We start from the raw sequence: 16,385 nt of genomic DNA on the forward strand, positions 1-16,385 counted from the left end.
GGGGCCTCGGTCGAGCCGAGGGCCCCGGGGCGCGGGTCAGGTCTTGACGACCAGCTTGGGGTGGGCCGCGAGGTACGCGTCCGCGCGTCCGGCCCGGAGTTCGGTGATGAACTTCCGGCCCTCGCTGGTGAGTTGTTCGCCCTGGTAGGCGCTGCCCTTGCCGACACCTGAGCCGGGCAGGCCGACCAGGACGAACTTGTTCTCCGGCACCCCGCTGAGCGCGTACGCCAGGTCGACGATCCGGTTGCCGCCCACGTAGATCAGGGTGTCGCCCAGCGCGGCGACCACCTGGTCGACGCGCTCCGGCTGCCGGGCCAGGCCCTCATCGAGGATCTTGCGGGTCAGCGCTCGGACGAGCTGCTGCTGGTGGCGCTGGCGGGCGTAGTCGCCGCCGGTGATGTAGCGCTGCCGCGCGTAGTCCAGGGCCTGCCACCCGTTGAGGTGCTGCTCGCCCTTCTCGTAGACCTGCTGCGGCCCGGTGTACCCGCCGGGGGCGCTGTCCCGGTACTTGCCGTCCGGCTTGCGGTGCAGGGAGGCGACCCGCTGGTCGACGTAGATGTCCACCCCGCCGAGGGCGTTCACCAGCCGGTCGAACCCGGCGAAGGTGAGCACCGCCCCGGCGTCGATCCGCAGCCCGGTGTATCCGCTCACCGTGCTGCGCAGCAGCTCGTACCCCTGGGCGGTGCTCGGCTGCTTGGGCTTGCCGGGCACCCGGCTGCCGAAGCTCATCGAGTGGGTGAGCTTGGTCTTGCCGCCCTTGTAGCCGGCCTTCGGGAACGCCGGAATGTCCACCAGCAGGTCGCGGGGGAGCGAGAAGAGGTACGCCCGGCCCAGCCCCTTCGGCACGTGCAGCACCAGCACGGCATCGGAGTGCGGCTCCCAGCCGGGAACGCTGACCCGGGTGTCCACCCCGACGAGCAGCAGCGTCAGCGGGCCGGTGATTTTCGCGCCCGGAGGCGGGCCGCTCGGGCTGGGCGTGGGGGTGGGCGTGCCGACCGACGACGGGCTCGGCGAGCCGGCCACCGGAGTGCCGGCGGGCGAGTCGCCGCCGGTCAGGCGGGTGATCACCACAGTGCCGCCGGCGATCAGCGCGACGACGGCGAGGGCGGCCAGCCCGAGCACCAGCCACCGCCGGCGCGGCTCCATCGACCCCAAGATCATCTTCGTTTCCTTCCACCCGTATCCGGCACAACGCTCCGACGGGTGCTCCGGGTTGCGGCCGGAAGGCGCCGGGTCGGTCGGCCGGTGCATGATCGCGCGAAAACTGCCGCTGGCGCGAGCGCTACTGACGGGTAATGATGCGTCCATGCGGTACGACGTGGTCGTCATCGGGTCCGGCTTCGGCGGCAGCGTCACAGCGCTCCGCCTGGCCGAGAAGGGTTACTCGGTAGGCGTCCTGGAGGCCGGCCGCCGCTTCGCCGACGACGAGTTCCCGCAGACGTCCTGGCGGGCCCGCCGGTTCCTGTGGGCGCCGAAGCTGGGCTGCTACGGCATCCAGCGGCTCACCCTGCTCCGCCCCGCCGAGCGGCGATCCGGCGGCGGCGTACTCGTGCTCTCCGGCGCGGGAGTGGGCGGTGGCTCGCTCGTCTACGCGAACACCCTCTACGAGCCGCTGCCGGCGTTCTACACCGACCCGCAGTGGCGCGACATCACCGACTGGCGCGACGAGCTGGCCCGACACTTCGACCAGGCGAAGCGGATGCTCGGCGTCACCACGTACCCGATGGACACCGGCGCGGACCGCGCCATGCGGGCGGTGGCCGACCGGATGGGGGTGGGCCACACCTTCCACGCCACCCCCGTCGGCGTGCACATCGGCCGCCCCGGCCAGCGCGTCGCCGACCCGTACTTCGGTGGCGTCGGCCCGGAGCGCACCGGCTGCCTGCACTGCGGCTCGTGCATGACCGGCTGCCGGCACGGGGCCAAGAACACGTTGGTCAAGAACTACCTGTGGCTCGCCGAGCGGCTGGGCGCCACCGTGCACCCGCTGACCACGGTGACGGCCGTCCGGCCGGCCGCCGACGGCGGGTACGAGGTGCACACCGAGCGCACCGGCGCCTGGCTGCGCCGACGGCGGCAGGTGATCCACGCCGACCAGGTGGTCTTCGCCGCCGGGGCGCTCGGCACCCAACGGCTGCTGCACGGCATGAAGACCGACGGCGCCCTGCCGCGGCTCTCACCCCGCCTCGGTGAGCTGACCCGGACCAACTCGGAGGCGATCCTGGGCGCCTCGGTGGACCACCGGCGGGCCCGGTCCGAGCGTCTGGACTTCACCGAGGGGGTGGCGATCACCAGCTCGTTCCACCCGGACCCGCAGACCCACATCGAGCCGGTCCGCTACGGGCGCGGCTCCAACGCCATGGGGCTGCTCCAGTCGCTGCTTGTCGACGGCGGCCCGCACCGGGTTCGGCGCTGGCTGGGCAGCATCGTCCGGCAGCCGGGGCTGGCCGCCCGGATGCTGTCCGTGCGCGGCTGGTCGGAGCGGACGGTGATCGCCCTGGTGATGCAGTCGGTGGACAACTCGCTGACCACCCGCTGGCGGCGCGGCGTGTTCGGTCGCCGGCTGGTCACCGCGCCCGGCCACGGCACCCCGAGCCCGACCTGGATCCCGGCCGGCAACACCGCGACCCGGCTGCTCGCCGAGGAGATCGGCGGTACGCCGGGCGGCTCGCTCACCGAGCCGTTCGACATCCCGATCACCGCGCACATCCTGGGCGGCGCGGTGATCGGCGCCACCGAGGCCGACGGGGTGATCGACCCCTGGCACCGGGTGTACGGCCACCCGGGGCTGCACGTGGTGGACGGCGCGGCCGTCTCGGCGAACCTGGGCGTGAACCCGTCCCTGACGATCACCGCACAGGCGGAACGGGCGATGTCCTTCTGGCCCAACCGGGGAGAGCCGGACCCTCGGCCCCCGCTCGGAGATCCGTACCGGCGGCTGCCTCCCGTACCCCCGCTGCACCCGGCGGTGCCGGCGGACGCCCCCGGCGCGCTGAAACCCTGACCCCGGCGGGCTGTGACCCTGACCCCGGCGGGCGAGCCGGTGCCGGGGACGGCGGTGCTGTCGGTAGGCTTTGTGCACATGAGCCTGCCTCGCCCTGTCCTCGTGGTGGACTTCGGAGCCCAGTACGCCCAGCTCATCGCGCGCCGGGTCCGCGAGGCGAAGGTCTACTCCGAGATCGTGCCGCACTCGATGCCGGTCGCCGAGATGCTGGCGAAGAACCCGGCCGCGATCATCCTCTCCGGCGGTCCGGCCAGCGTGTACGCGCCGGACGCCCCGCAGATCGACGCCGGCGTGTTCACGGCCGACGTGCCGGTCTTCGGCATCTGCTACGGCTTCCAGGCGATGGCCCAGGCGCTCGGCGGCACCGTCGCGCGGACGGGCAACCGCGAGTACGGCGGCACGCCGCTGCGCCCCCGCCTCCTCGAGCCGGGTGTGCTGCTGCGCGACCTGCCGGCGGACCTGCCGGTCTGGATGAGCCACGGAGACTGCGTCACCGAGGCCCCCGAGGGCTTCACGGTCACCGCCGAGTCGGCGGGCGCGCCGGTGGCGGCCTTCGAGGACGTGGCCGGGCGCCGGGCCGGCGTGCAGTTCCACCCGGAGGTCGGGCACACCGCGCACGGTCAGGAGATGCTGACCCGCTTCCTGTACGACATCGCCGGCATCGAGCCGACCTGGACGCCCGAGAACATCATCGACGAGCAGGTCGCCCGGATCCGCGCCCAGGTCGGTGACAAGGAGGTCATCTGCGGCCTCTCCGGCGGGGTGGACTCGGCGGTCGCCGCCGCGCTGGTGCACAAGGCGGTCGGTGACCAGCTCACCTGCGTGTTCGTCGACCACGGTCTGCTGCGCGCGGGCGAGGCCGAGCAGGTCGAGAAGGACTACGTGGCGGCCACCGGCATCAAGCTGAAGGTGGTCGACGCCGCCGACCGGTTCCTCGGCGCGCTGGCCGGGGTGACCGATCCGGAGCAGAAGCGCAAGATCATTGGCCGGGAGTTCATCCGGGTCTTCGAGGCCGCCGCCCGCGAGATCGCCTCGCACGGCGACGTGGAGTTCCTGGTCCAGGGCACCCTCTACCCGGACGTGGTGGAGTCCGGCGGCGGCACCGGCACCGCCAACATCAAGAGTCACCACAACGTCGGCGGCCTGCCGGAGGACCTGAAGTTCGCCCTGGTCGAGCCGCTGCGCACCCTGTTCAAGGACGAGGTCCGGGCGCTCGGCCTCCAGCTGGGCCTGCCCGAGGCGATGGTCTGGCGGCACCCGTTCCCCGGCCCCGGCCTGGCCATCCGGATCATCGGCGCCGTCGACCGCGAGCGCCTCGACCTGCTGCGCCGCGCCGATCTGATCGCCCGCGAGGAGCTGACGGCCGCGGGCCTGGACCGGGGTGTCTGGCAGTTCCCCGTGGTGCTGCTCGCCGACGTGCGCAGCGTCGGCGTGCAGGGTGACGGGCGCAGCTACGGGCATCCCGTGGTGCTGCGCCCGGTCTCCAGCGAGGACGCGATGACCGCCGACTGGTCCCGGCTGCCCTACGACGTGGTGGCCCGGATCTCCACCCGGATCACCAACGAGGTCGCCGAGGTCAACCGTGTGGTGCTGGACGTGACCAGCAAGCCACCGGGCACCATCGAGTGGGAGTGACCGCGGCTCACGCCGCCGGCGGCGTGTGGGACGGGGTCGTCGGCGGGTAGGGCGGCGTCGGCGCGTACCCCGGCTGCGGTCCGCCGGGCGCGGGCCCGGCGGTGGGCTGCGGCGCGGCGCCCGCCGGGTGCGGCCAGGCCGGCGCGCCGGTGGGCTCCTCGGGCATCAGGAACCACATGATGGGGTACGCGAACAGCGCGAGCCCGCCGGTGAGCAGGCCGGTGACCGCGAAGGCCACGCGGACCACTGTGGGGTCGACGTTGAAGTAGCGGCCGAGGCCGCTGGCGACCCCCGCCACCATGCGGTCGGTGGTGGGTCGCCGGAGCTGCTTGTACGGGGCGTGCGGAGCGGCGGTGGATGTCATGTCTCCACGGTCCGCGCCGGTGCCCGGCCCGCCCTCGGTGACCGCCCGGATCCTTACCCTGACCGATCCCGGAGCGGGTAGCAAAGAGTCAGGAATCCGACTCTTTTCCGTCCCGGTAACCCGTCCCGGGGAGAATTTGGTCCCGTGACCACCTTGCTGGAGCCGCTTCGCAGGATCGCGGCATACGCAGTTTGTGCTGATTCAGACGGCCGAGTGTTGCTGGTCCGCGCATCGGAGCGCTCCGGCACCCCCGGCACCTGGTCGCTGCCGGGCGGAGCGGTCGACCACGGTGAGGACCCGAACCACACAGTCGTCCGCGAGACCGCCGCCGAGACGGGCCTCTCGGTCGCCGTCTCGGGCCTGGCCGACGTGCTCGCCGACATGCGGGCGCTGCCCGAGCGCGGCATCACCATCCACACCGACCGGCTGATCTACCGGGTGGCGGTGCGGGGCGGCACCCTCGCCGACCGGGTCGGCGAACGCCCCACCGACCTGGCCCGGTGGTACACGCTCGACGAGGCCCGCGAGTTGCCGCTGCGCTCGTTCACGGCCCGCGCCCTCGGCCTGCCCGCCTCCTCGGCCGACGTGGTGCCCGACGAGGTGCCCGAGTTCCCCTCCTTCTACGCGGTGCCCGGCCCGGACGGGCTGCACCGGGCGCAGCGCTTCGCCGCGTACGCCGTGTGCACCGACCCGGCCGGTCGGGTGCTGCTCACCCGGATCTCCGACGGCTACCCCGGGGCCGGCTGCTGGCACCTGCCCGGCGGCGGCACCGACTACGGCGAGCAGCCCGGCGCGGCGCTCATCCGGGAGCTGGTGGAGGAGACCGGCCAGTCCGGCCGCCTCGTCGAGCTGCTGGGTGTGGCGAGCCACCGCGACGCCGCCTCGCTCGGCCCGGAGGGCTACCCGATCGACTGGCACGGCGTCCGTGCCTTCTACCGGGTCGTCGTCGACGAGCCCAACGCGCCGACGATCACCGACGTCGGTGGCTCCACCTGCGAGGCCCGTTGGTTCGCCCGCGAGGAACTGGGCGCCCTCCCGACCGACCGCCTGACCGAGGTGACCGCAGAAGCAGTCCAAGCAGCCCAACTAACCTAACCCCCACCCCACCCCACCCCGCCCCCGGCCTCCCTCGTCGCGGCGATCATGAAGTTATTGTCGGGACACGCCGGGATGGACGGCGATAACTTCATGATCACCGGCCTGAAGGCGGGTGCGGGGGAGCGGGGGCCTGGTTGTGGAGCTGGTGCGGCGGGTTGCGGTTTATGGTCTGTTGTCGGCCTCGGGGCGAGTTCTGGTTGTTCGGGGGGCTGTGGGGGTGGCGTGGTCGCTGCCTGGGGGGCCCGTCGCGCACGCCGAGCATCCTGAGCGTGCGGCCGTGCGCGCGGTGGGCGAGCAGACCGGGCTGACCGTGTCGGTGGGCCGGTTGCGGGCCGTGGTCGCTGACGTCAGCACCCTCGCGCAGGACGGCGTCTCGCTGCACACCGACCGGTTGCTGTTCGAGATGACCGTTGACGGCGATGCGCCGGGCGACACCGGAGACGGCACGATCGAGGCCCGCTGGGTCAGCCCAGAGGACGCGGCCCGGCTGCCGTTGACGCCGTTCAGCGCCGAACTGCTCGGACTGCCGGTCACCCCGCTCCCGGCCGACGCGCACCCGTCCGCCGAGCCGCTCCCGCCGCCGCACCCGGATCGCCGGCTGCGCTTCGGGGCGTACGGGCTGGTCACCGACCCGGCCGGGCGGGTCCTGCTCACCCAGATCGCCGACGGCTATCCCGGGGCCGGCAAGTGGCACCTGCCCGGCGGTGGCACCGATCACGGCGAGCAGCCGACCACCGGGCTGCTCCGTGAGCTGGTCGAGGAGGGCGGTCAGGTGGGCCGGGTGGTGGAGCTGCTCGGCGTGGACAACCTGCACAACCCGGCCGCGCTCGGCCCGGAGGGCCGTCCGCTGGACTGGCACGGCGTCCGGGTGATCTATCGGGTGCTCGTGGACGTACCCACTGACGCGGTGGTGACCGAGTCCGCCGGTGGCTCGACCGCCCGGGCGGGCTGGTTCACCATCGCCGAGACAGCTGACCTGCTGCTGACAGGCATCGCTGCCTCGGCAATCGGACAGCTGGGTCGATAGCACTTGGCTCGGCGAGCCGAGATGGTGACCCTCCGGTACAGTCAGAGACGGGAATGGTGGAGGAAACGGGCGATGAGGCCCGGGATGGGAATAACAAGGCGGTTCGCGCGGTTTGCACCAGATATAAGTACCGCCGGCAGCTATCGCCAAGCCACGTTCCCCTATGCGATGGTGTACTCCGCAAAACGGCTGCCGGGCCACGCAAGGTCCGGCACGAGACAGCCGGACACCCGCCCCAAACGGCGGTAAGCCGATCCGGTGATGGAGGAAACGTGCCGAGAGCCCCATGGCGCCGGCGTCGTACGACTGACAGTCCGCGCCCCGCAGGGCGTCGCTGGGCGGGCCCGTTGCGCCGCAGCAGCACGTTCGCCCGCCAGGTGCTGCTGGTCCGGGTGGGTCGCCGTGACGGCGACCTGCGGACCACCGACGTGACACTGCCCGAGCACCGGTACGCCGACCGCCAGCGCCGCCGTTACGGCCTGGACCGGCTCGGCCGTCCGTCGCTCGGCGTCAACCGGGCCGAGGTCGAGGCGGTCATGCCGGTCAGCCCGGCGCTGCCGCCGATGGCGCACGCCGACGAGGCGTCGTCCCGGTCGATCCCACTGCTGCCCGGCGAGCACACCGTCGCCCGCCGGATGAAGTTCGGCCTGGTCAACGCCTGCACCCTGGCCAGCCTCATGCTCGGCATGCTGGCCATCTTCCTCGCCATGCAGGGCGAGGTGCGCATCGCCGCCCTCTGCCTGATCGCCTGCGTCGGCTTCGACGGCCTCGACGGAGCGTTGGCTCGCCGGCTCGGCGTGGCCAGCCCGTTCGGTGCTCAGATGGACTCGCTGGCCGACATGTGTTCGTTCGGCCTCGCCGCGCCGGTGGTGGTCTACGCCTCGCTCGCCGGCTCCGTGTCGACGGCTGCGGCCGCGGTGGCCTGCGCCCTGGTCGCGGCGTGTGCGGCGATCCGGTTGGCCCGCTTCAACGTTTCGCCGAAGGACGGCCGCTTCTTCTGCGGTGTCCCCACCACCATGTCCGCGGCCGTGCTCGCCGTGACCGTGGCGATCGGCCTGCCGGTGCCCGGCCTGGTGCTGGTCGCCGGGGTGGCACTGCTCGCCTTCGCGATGGTGTCCAGCTTCCCGTACGCCAAGCTCGCGCGCCTGGTGAAGCTGCCGCCGTGGCTCTGGCTGGCCCCGGTGCTCGGCGCACTCGTCGACATCCGGCTCACGTTCGCCCTGATCGTGGTGGGCTACCTGGTCAGCGGGCCGGTGCTCTGGCTGCGCCAACGTCGTACCGCCTGATCCGACACACGACACACGAAAAGGGGCGCCGCGGACAGCGGCGCCCCTTTTTCGCGTCTTGGCGTCAGCGCCAGCGGGCGATGACTGTGGAGCCGCCGACCACCTTGTCGCCCGGCCCCACCAGCGGGTCCGCGGCCTCGGCCGGCAGGTAGACGTCGGTCCGCGAGCCGAACCGGATGAGCCCGAAGCGCTCCCCCTTCGCCAGCAGCGCGCCGATCGGCGCGCGCTGCACGATGCGGCGGGCGATCAGGCCGGTCCGCTGCGCGACCACCACCGTGCCACGGCTGGTGTCCAGGACGGTGTACGCGGCGACGTTGTGCTCGGCGTCCGGCTTCATCGCGTTGACGAAGCCGCCGTCGGCGACGAAGTAGTCCACGACCTTGCCGGCGACCGGAGCCCGGTTGACGTGCACGTCCAGCACGGAGAGGAAGACCGCGACGCGCAGCCACTCACCGTCGCCGAAACGCTCGTCGTGCAGGCGCTGCACCGACAGGACCTTGCCGTCCGCGCTGGCCACCACGGCGTTCGGGTCCTCCGGGACGTCCCGCTGGGGATCGCGGAAGAACGCGGCGACCGGCCCGGCGGCCAGCGCCGGCAGCAGCCACAACTTGGACGACGGACGCGCCACCCGGGTCAGCGCCGCCAGACCCAGTGTGATGCCCGCCGCGGCCACCCCGTTGGAGTCGATGTGCATTCCCCGGGTCAGCGGCACGCTCGACGGCCGGTACGCCGGGGCCAACCGGTCGGCCGTGGCCGGGCTGGCCGGGGTGAACCGGAGCCGGTAGACCCGTACCGGCGGTGTGTTCCGCAGCACCAGGTCCCCGCCGACGCCGTAGAGGGCGTCCTGCCGGGCCAGCTCGCTGGCCGCGCCGGTCGTCCGGCCCGGCGTCGCGGTGGTCGCCACGCTCAGCACCCCGCCCTCGGTCAGGTACTTGGACAACCCGTCGATGCCGCTCCGGGTCTCCTCGGCGGTGCCGATGAACGCCTCGCCGGCGATGACCACGGCGGCGGCCTCGGCGTCGGCGAGCGAGTCGACCACGCGTACGCGGTCGGCGACCCACCGGCCCTGGGCGGTGACGTGCTCGCGGAGCACGGGGGCGCCGGACGAGTCGGCGGGCACCACGGTGAGCTGGTCACCGGGGAGCAACGCCTCGATGGCCGCGGCCAGCACCGCGGACTCCGGGCTCGCGCCGACCAGCAGGGCGGCCTTCGGGTCGTTCATCCGGGCCAGCTCGGTGACGAGGGTACGGGCGGCTCGCTCGCCGATGCGGACCGGACCGGACCGGCCGGTGGTACGCACGGCGGGGGACTGCGTCATGTCGGGCGGGCTCCTGACGGGGTAGAGACGGGAATCGCGGCGGGGCCGCCATGGCGGGGACGGGCCGGCCGGCGGAGGCGAGATCTCCACCGGTCAGCATATGCGCCTGCCCGCGCCGGCCGCACCGCCGTGGAGGTGGTGCGGGCCGCCGCGGGCAGGTGGCCGGGTCAGGATTCCCGCCGTCGGCCCTCCCGCTCGTCCGCCGGATCGTCGCCGGTCGCCGTGCTCGGGTGGTCGGGCCGGGGCTGCTCGTCGGCCCCGTCGCCGGGCCGGTCGGGGACCGGCGCCGCCGGCGACTCCGACGCGACGTGGGCCAGCCAGGCGGGGTGGATGGCGTCCGCCGACGCCTCCGGTGCCCGGATCTCGGCGGTCGACGCCTCCGGCAGACGCATCTCGGCGGTCGGCGCCTCCGGTGCCCGCAGGGCCACGGTGGGTGCCTCTGGCGCCGGTCCCGGCAGGGGAGCGTCCCAGGTGGAGTGTTCGGCGGTCCAGGCCGGAAGGCCCGCGCCGGAGGTCGGGGCGGGCACCCCGGAGGTCGGCACGCCGGGCTCGGCGGCGCCCGTGACCGGCCCGGACGCCGAGGTCGGCGTGCCGGGCTGCTGGGCCGCGATGGTGGCCGGGTCGGCGACGTCGTTCGGCTCCGGGCGGCCGGAGCGGCCGGAGCGCAACGCGCCGACCAGACCGAAGATCCCGATCAGGATCAGCGCGCCGGCCAGGAACCAGCCGACCGGCGGCAGCGCCAGCCCGAGCAGTTGGGCGAGCAGCCACCAGGCCGACAACGCCAGGAACACCAGCCCGAAGGCGAACGAGAGCAGGTCCGTACGGTGAGCCTTCACCGGGTCACCTCCAGGTTGCCGGCATTGACGTGGATGTACAGGCGCAGCTTCCCGCCGCCGGGGCCGTCCGCGCCCAGGTCGGTGGACTCCCGCAGGCGGCCGTCGATCCCGCCGGAACGGTTGCCGAAGATGGTGGCGTCGCCGGCGTTGACGTCGGCCACGGTGGTGACGTCCACGTTCGGCGGTACGACAACCGTCGCCTGCCCGAAGTTGATCGCGACGGTCACCTCGCTGTCCTGCTTCGTGAAGTCGATGCCCCGCAGGTCGAGCACGGCGTCACCGAAGCTGTTCTCGTACCGGTTGGCGAGGTCGCGGTAGTCGGTGGGCGCCCAGGTGACCGCGCCGTCCACGCCACGGATGCGGTCGTAGGACTCGGCGACCGTGGCGGTTCCCAGAGCCGCGGCGGTCACCAGGCCGAGCGCGATCAGCCAGCGGGCCCGCCCGAACCAGGTGCCGACCAGCAGCCCCAGCCCGATCGTGGCCAACGCGGCCGCGAAGTACGCCGAGGCGCCGACGGCGAAGACGTCCAGCAGGTCGAGCAGGGCGACCACGCCGAGGGCCAGGAAGATCAGCGAGAAGGTCACCGCGCCGAGCGGTGAACGCTCCCGGGGCCGCTTCGGCGGCCTCGGTGGTTTGGGCGGCGGATACGCGGCCGGGGCCGGCGCGGCGTACGGGCCGTGTGGCGCGAACGGTGGGCGGTACCCGCCCGGCGTCGCCGCGGTCGGGTAACCGGACGGACCGGCGGGCACTGCGGTCACCGGCGCCGACGGCCAGCCGGCGGTGGGGGTGACCTCCGTGGCCGTGCCGCTGCCCGGCCAGCCCTGCTCGGGTGCCGGCCAGGTGGCCTCCTGCGGCCCGGTCGTGGCGCCGGCCGGCTGCCCGGACACCGGCCCCGCCCCGGACGACAGCGCCGCCCCGGACACCGGCTGCGCGCCGACGAACGGCTGCGTGGCGGTGGCCGGCTGGGTGCCGTGGACGGGCGCGGGTGCGCTCGGCGTCTCACCCGGCGCCGCGGCGGCGTACGCCGGAGCGCCACCGGCCAACGGCGCGGTCGCCAGCGGCCCGGTGGACGGCACCGCGCCGTACGTCGGAGCGGGCCAGGCGACCGGCGGGACCGGCCCGGGTGGCGTACCGGTCGGGGCGGGCGGCACCGGCCCACCCGGGGCGCCGGGCTGTGGTCCACGACTGTCCCGGTTGAGCAGCAACGCGCCGCCGATCAGGATGGCCGCGCCGAGCAGCACCGCGCGGAAGGCGTCGGTGACGATGTAGCCGAAGCTGGCCGCCACCAGGATGCCCAGCACGATCACGGTCACCGGGGACATGCTGGAACGGCCGCGCCCCAGCATCGACTCCACCGGGGATGCCGTGTCGCCCTCGTTCGGGATGATCAGCCAGGCGGCGACGTACACCAGGATGCCGATGCCGCCGAAGAACCCGAGCACCGCGAGCAGCACCCGCCAGAGCACCGGATCGGTGTTGGTGGCTCGTCCGATCGCCGCGCAGACCCCGGCCAGGTAACGGCCGTCGCGCGGTCGGACCAGCCCGTACCGCGAGGTGAAGCCGGTGCCGCCCAGCGGCCCCACGGACGGCCCCGGCCCACCGGGCCCTCCAGGCGTACCCGCGCCCCCGCCGGGCCCGTAGCCCGCACCGGTCGTACCGCCACCGGGCCCGTAGCCCGCGCCGGGCGTACCGGCGGGCCCGTAGCCTGCGCCCGGCGCGAAGCCGGCGCCGGGCGCGTAGCCCGCGGCGGGTCCCTGGCCCGTGCCGGGCGTGTAGCCGGCGCCGGGCGTGTAGCTCGCGCTCGGAGGCTCGTACGCGCCCGGTGTCGGTTCGGCGGTCGGGCCGGTGTCGGCGGGCGGGCCGAACGTGGTGGGCTCGGTCCAGCCGGCGGGCGTCCCGGCTGGTGCGGGCGGTGCTGAACCGCCCGGCTGTGCCGACCCGGGGCGGGGCGGCGGGGCAGCTTCCTCGGTCATGCCTCGATCCTGCTGCCCGCGTCGCCCGAACGGCCTCAGGACCCGACCCTGACCCCACCCTGAGATCCGGGCGGCCGGAATGTCGGGGGCGTCCCCGTGGTCGGCGGACGCCGCAGCGTGTGACGATCGGACTCACCGACCTCCGGACAGCCCACCACCGTGACCAGGGAGCCTGCGATCAGCACCGTGACCCCGCCTCCGCGCCTGTACCGCGCCCCCGAGCATCGGATGGCCGCTGGCGTCGCCGCCGGTATCGCCGACCATCTCGGCATCTCGGTGCTGCGCGTGCGGGTGGCGTTCATGGTGCTGCTCGGGCTGAGCGGGCTCGGACTGCTGCTCTACGCGGCCTTCTGGGCGGTGGTGCCGCTGCGCCCCGGTGACACCGCGGTGCCGCCCCGGCGCGACGTGGCCCAGCTCCTGCCGTTCGTCGGGATCGGGCTCGGTGTCCTGCTGATCCAGGTGATGGTCTTCGACTCGGTCGGCGCGGCGGGCACCGCCGGTTGGCTGGTGGCCATCATCGCGGTCGGCGCCGGGGTCATCTGGCACCAGTCGGCGCCCGAGCGGCGACGGCGCTGGGGCGACACGATGCCGGTCCCGTGGCTCGGGGCGGTCGTGGAGGAGAGCGACCGGCGGGCCTTCGTCCTCCGGTTCATCGGCGGCGGGGTGCTGGTCGCGGTCGGCATCATCGGTGTCGCGGCGGTCTACTCGCCGGCACAGAACTTCGACGCGGTGATCAACGGGGTGATCTTCGCGCTGGTCGGGTTGGCCGGGGTCGGGGTGGTCACCGCGCCGGTGCTCTGGCGGACGTACAGCCAGCTCCGCGCGGAGCGCGAGGGGCGCATCCGCGAGCAGGAGCGGGCCGAGCTGGCCGCGATGGTGCACGACCAGGTGCTGCACACGCTGGCGCTGATCCAGCGCAACGCCAGCGACGTCAAGACGGTGCAGCGGCTGGCCCGGGGGCAGGAGCGTTCGCTGCGCAACTGGCTCTACAAGCCCACGGCGTCACCGAGCGAGCGCTTCGCGGCCGCCCTGGAGCAGGCCGCCGCCGAGGTCGAGGACACCTTCGCGATCACGGTGGAGACCGTGGTGGTGGGCGACCGGGAGACTGACGAGAAGGTCGGCGCGCTGGTCGCCGCCGCGCGGGAGGCGCTGGTGAACGCGGCCCGGCACGCCGGCGTGCAGACCGTGTCGCTCTACGCCGAGGTGGAGCCCGATCAGGTCAGCGTCTTCGTCCGGGACCGGGGCAAGGGCTTCGATCCGGATACGGTGGAGGACCACCGGCACGGCGTACGCGGTTCGATCATCGGACGGATGAAGCGGCACGGCGGACGGGCCGAGATCCGGTCCGGCCCGGGGGAGGGGACCGAGGTCCGGTTGATCCTGCCGATCTCCCGGGACTCGTCCGCAGCGGAGAGGAACAAATGACCATGGCCGAGCAGCCGATGGAGCACCTCGACCCGGCGACCAGCCGCCCGGAACGCCTGCGGGTTTTCCTGGTCGACGACCACGCGATGTTCCGTGCCGGGGTGCGTGCCGAGCTGGGCGCCCATGTCGAGGTGGTGGGTGAGGCGAGCACGGTGGCCGAGGCGGTCACCCGGATCGCCGCCACCGTCCCGGACGTGGTGCTGCTCGACGTACACATGCCCGACGGCGGTGGCCGCGCCGTGCTGGAGGCGATGCGGCGCAGCCATCCGCAGGTCAAGTTCCTGGCGCTGAGCGTCTCCGACGCGGCGGAGGACGTGATCGGGTTGATCCGGGCCGGCGCCCGGGGGTATGTCACCAAGACCATCTCCCCGGACGAGCTGACCGCGGCGATCCGTCGGGTCGCCGACGGTGACGCGGTGTTCAGCCCCCGGCTCGCCGGGTTCGTGCTGGACGCCTTCGCGGCCCGGCCGGACGCCCCGGTGGCCGACCCCGAGTTGGACCAGCTCACCAACCGGGAGCGGGAGGTGCTGCGCCTGCTCGCCCGGGGGTACGCGTACAAGGAGATCGCCAAGGAGCTGTTCATCTCCATCAAGACGGTGGAGACGCACGTGTCGAACGTGCTGCGCAAGCTCCAGATGTCCAACCGCTACGAACTGTCCCGCTGGGCGGCGGACCGCCGGCTCGTGTGATCTATTCCTCCGCCCCGGCATTTCGGGCAGATGCCACGGATGCCGCCGGGCGGGGCTGACAAACGATCACCCGTCGTCCCATACTGCCCCGGTCCCGTTTCCGCGCGTGGGTGTTGGCATCCCGCGGAGGCGGCGGCTTACGCGTGCCCGCGGTAGCGGGTCACCCCTGGGGGAGAGGTACACAATCTTGATGTTGGGACAACGAGGACGACACTGGGCGCGGGTCGCGTTGGCGGCCGTCGCCGGCGGCGCGCTGGCGCTCGGCGTGGCGGGTGCCGCAGCCGCTGCTCCGGCCACCGGTGTGGCCAAGGTGGTCGATGGCACCGAGGTCACCCTGAAGCTCGACGGCAAGACGCGCACCACGTCTGCGCTCGCTCTGAAGATCGACGGCAAGCTGGTGCCGGCGTTCTGCATCGACTACCACACCAGCGTGAAGCTCGACGGCAAGTACGAGGAGGGCAGCTGGGACGAGTCCGAGGTGCGGAACCTCGGCAAGGTCCAGTGGGTGCTCACCCACGGCTACCCGAACGCCGACTCCACCGCGCTTCTCGCCGCCGCCGGCGTGGAGACGAAGGTCGGTAAGAAGCAGCTGGAGACGCTGCTCTACTTCGGCACCCAGACCGCCGTCTGGCACTTCAGCGACGGCATCGAGCTGGGCGCCTGGGAGAAGGACCTGCAGGCCCGCAACCAGTACGAGGTGATCACGAAGGTCCGTGACTACCTCATCAAGAACGCCACCGACCAGCCGGAGCCGCGTGCCGAGCTGTCCGTCGACCCGGCCAGCGCCACCGCGACGGTCGGCGGCAAGGCCGGTCCGTTCACGGTGAAGGGCCCGGCGGGCGCCATCACCGTGGCGGCCACCGGCGGCACCGCCGTCGACGCCGAGGGCAAGCCGGTCACCACGACCACCAACGGCGGGCAGTTCTGGCTGGCCGCTGAGGCCGCTGGCGCGGTCAACGTGACCCTGACCGCGCAGGACTCGGTCTCCTTCGGCCGGGTGTTCCTGTTCACCGGCGCCAAGAAGGCGCAGAAGCTGATCCTCGGCGGCAGCACCGGCGCCACCGTCACCACCCAGGCGGCGGCCACCTTCACCGCCGTCCCCACGACGCCGCCGACCGCCCCGACGGCGACCCCGAGCGCGTCGGCCTCGCCGACCACCCCGTCGGCCACGCCGTCGGACTCGGCGCAGCCGGCCAGCCCGGCCCCGTCCACCTCGCCGGCGAGCAACGGTGGCGGCCTGCCGCTGACCGGTTCGCCGATCGCGGCGGCGGCGACCGCCGGTCTGCTGCTGCTCGCCGCGGGTGCGGTGGCCGTCCTCCTGGTGCGTCGTCGCAAGGTCCGCTTCACCGCCTGATCCATCCCCGCCACACCACCGGCCCCGGCCCCGCCTCCAGGCGGCGCCGGGGCCGGTGTCGTCGCAGCCGCCGCGGTCGCTCTTCGGTGATCAGAAAACCGTCCGCGGCACCCTCGTCCACCCAGCCGGCCATGGTGCCCGTGCAGCCGACGTTGACCTCGTCCGGACGGGTAAAGAAAGTCGAGCCCGCGTTAGACGTCGGACCGCGTGGTCGTCAAGCGAAAAAGCTCACATAAGCCGAGCCTGAGCGGGGCGCGAGCGTCCCAGCAGGTCAGGTACTTCCAGGTCGGAGACACCTGGACTGACCGTTTTGTGATCATTTTTCAAGTATCGGCAACGTGGCGGACAACTAACGGCTTGATAACGGCACCTTCAC

The 16,385-nt window shown here is 73.3% G+C and carries 12 protein-coding genes and 1 pseudogene; 8 read left to right on the forward strand and 5 right to left on the reverse strand.

Annotated features, from left to right (window positions below; translation table 11 throughout):
* Positions 1–36: 36 nt before the first annotated feature.
* Entirely contained in the window at positions 37–1,161 is a 1,125-nt protein-coding gene (locus ACFYPH_RS22575) for an LCP family protein (protein WP_355068464.1), read from the reverse strand.
* A gap of 145 nt (positions 1,162–1,306) precedes the next feature.
* Between ACFYPH_RS22575 and ACFYPH_RS22580 the strand changes: the two genes are divergently transcribed.
* The gene (locus ACFYPH_RS22580) at positions 1,307–3,004 is read left to right on the forward strand and encodes an FAD-dependent oxidoreductase (protein ID WP_387184342.1); all 1,698 of its coding nucleotides are present in this window, start codon (positions 1,307–1,309) and stop codon (positions 3,002–3,004) included.
* A 78-nt stretch (positions 3,005–3,082) separates the two neighbouring features.
* Positions 3,083–4,639 (forward strand): glutamine-hydrolyzing GMP synthase, encoded by a 1,557-nt coding sequence (guaA, locus tag ACFYPH_RS22585; protein ID WP_387184345.1) that lies wholly within the window; start codon positions 3,083–3,085, stop codon positions 4,637–4,639.
* 7 nt (positions 4,640–4,646) lie between these two features.
* Here guaA and ACFYPH_RS22590 read toward each other — a convergent pair whose 3' ends face one another.
* On the reverse strand, positions 4,647–5,003 hold the full coding sequence (locus ACFYPH_RS22590; RefSeq protein WP_355139162.1) for a PspC domain-containing protein: 357 nt from the start codon (positions 5,001–5,003) through the stop codon (positions 4,647–4,649).
* A 144-nt stretch (positions 5,004–5,147) separates the two neighbouring features.
* Between ACFYPH_RS22590 and ACFYPH_RS22595 the strand changes: the two genes are divergently transcribed.
* The 3 genes from ACFYPH_RS22595 (at position 5,148) to ACFYPH_RS22605 (ending at position 8,414) form a co-directional block, all read left to right on the forward strand.
* A complete protein-coding gene (locus ACFYPH_RS22595; protein WP_354855364.1) occupies positions 5,148–6,098 on the forward strand; it encodes an NUDIX domain-containing protein in 951 nt (316 codons plus the stop codon).
* A gap of 139 nt (positions 6,099–6,237) precedes the next feature.
* The gene (locus ACFYPH_RS22600; RefSeq protein ID WP_387184348.1) at positions 6,238–7,128 is read left to right on the forward strand and encodes an NUDIX hydrolase; all 891 of its coding nucleotides are present in this window, start codon (positions 6,238–6,240) and stop codon (positions 7,126–7,128) included.
* Positions 7,129–7,475: 347 nt separating this feature from the next.
* Positions 7,476–8,414, forward strand: coding sequence for a CDP-alcohol phosphatidyltransferase family protein (locus tag ACFYPH_RS22605; protein WP_387184493.1), 939 nt, complete (start codon positions 7,476–7,478; stop codon positions 8,412–8,414).
* A 64-nt stretch (positions 8,415–8,478) separates the two neighbouring features.
* Here ACFYPH_RS22605 and ACFYPH_RS22610 read toward each other — a convergent pair whose 3' ends face one another.
* The 3 genes and pseudogenes from ACFYPH_RS22610 to ACFYPH_RS22620 all read right to left on the reverse strand — a co-directional run bounded on the left by ACFYPH_RS22610 (position 8,479) and on the right by ACFYPH_RS22620 (position 12,541).
* Positions 8,479–9,732, reverse strand: a complete 1,254-nt coding sequence (locus ACFYPH_RS22610; RefSeq protein WP_387184351.1) for a phosphatidylserine decarboxylase — start codon at positions 9,730–9,732, stop codon at positions 8,479–8,481.
* Between the two features lie 652 nt (positions 9,733–10,384).
* Positions 10,385–10,568: pseudogene (locus ACFYPH_RS22615) on the reverse strand (hypothetical protein); the annotation flags it as partial.
* Positions 10,565–12,541, reverse strand: coding sequence for a PspC domain-containing protein (locus ACFYPH_RS22620; protein ID WP_387184353.1), 1,977 nt, complete (start codon positions 12,539–12,541; stop codon positions 10,565–10,567). The gene ACFYPH_RS22620 and the pseudogene ACFYPH_RS22615, both read right to left, overlap by 4 nt.
* Positions 12,542–12,700: 159 nt before the next feature.
* Here ACFYPH_RS22620 and ACFYPH_RS22625 point away from each other — a divergent pair, with 159 nt between their 5' ends.
* The 3 genes from ACFYPH_RS22625 to ACFYPH_RS22635 all read left to right on the forward strand — a co-directional run bounded on the left by ACFYPH_RS22625 (position 12,701) and on the right by ACFYPH_RS22635 (position 16,009).
* Positions 12,701–13,966 carry a PspC domain-containing protein gene (locus tag ACFYPH_RS22625; protein ID WP_354855369.1) on the forward strand — a complete coding sequence of 422 codons (1,266 nt, stop codon included), beginning with the start codon at positions 12,701–12,703 and terminating at the stop codon, positions 13,964–13,966.
* Between the two features lie 2 nt (positions 13,967–13,968).
* Positions 13,969–14,655, forward strand: a complete 687-nt coding sequence (locus tag ACFYPH_RS22630; protein ID WP_354855393.1) for a response regulator transcription factor — start codon at positions 13,969–13,971, stop codon at positions 14,653–14,655.
* A 190-nt stretch (positions 14,656–14,845) separates the two neighbouring features.
* On the forward strand, positions 14,846–16,009 hold the full coding sequence (locus tag ACFYPH_RS22635; protein WP_387184357.1) for a thioester domain-containing protein: 1,164 nt from the start codon (positions 14,846–14,848) through the stop codon (positions 16,007–16,009).
* Positions 16,010–16,385: the final 376 nt, after the last annotated feature.

Source organism: Micromonospora sp. NPDC005252 (genome assembly GCF_042872475.1).
Taxonomy (GTDB): Bacteria; Actinomycetota; Actinomycetes; order Mycobacteriales; family Micromonosporaceae; genus Micromonospora.

Bases quoted from the DNA above. Each gene is read 5' to 3' on its own strand.
- ACFYPH_RS22575 (WP_355068464.1), bottom strand. From the start codon at position 1,161: ATGATCTTGGGGTCGATGGAGCCGCGCCGGCGGTGGCTGGTGCTCGGG.
- ACFYPH_RS22580 (WP_387184342.1), top strand. From the start codon at position 1,307: ATGCGGTACGACGTGGTCGTCATCGGGTCCGGCTTCGGCGGCAGCGTC.
- guaA (WP_387184345.1), top strand. From the start codon at position 3,083: ATGAGCCTGCCTCGCCCTGTCCTCGTGGTGGACTTCGGAGCCCAGTAC.
- ACFYPH_RS22590 (WP_355139162.1), bottom strand. From the start codon at position 5,003: ATGACATCCACCGCCGCTCCGCACGCCCCGTACAAGCAGCTCCGGCGA.
- ACFYPH_RS22610 (WP_387184351.1), bottom strand. From the start codon at position 9,732: ATGACGCAGTCCCCCGCCGTGCGTACCACCGGCCGGTCCGGTCCGGTC.
- ACFYPH_RS22620 (WP_387184353.1), bottom strand. From the start codon at position 12,541: ATGACCGAGGAAGCTGCCCCGCCGCCCCGCCCCGGGTCGGCACAGCCG.
- ACFYPH_RS22630 (WP_354855393.1), top strand. From the start codon at position 13,969: ATGGCCGAGCAGCCGATGGAGCACCTCGACCCGGCGACCAGCCGCCCG.
- ACFYPH_RS22635 (WP_387184357.1), top strand. From the start codon at position 14,846: ATGTTGGGACAACGAGGACGACACTGGGCGCGGGTCGCGTTGGCGGCC.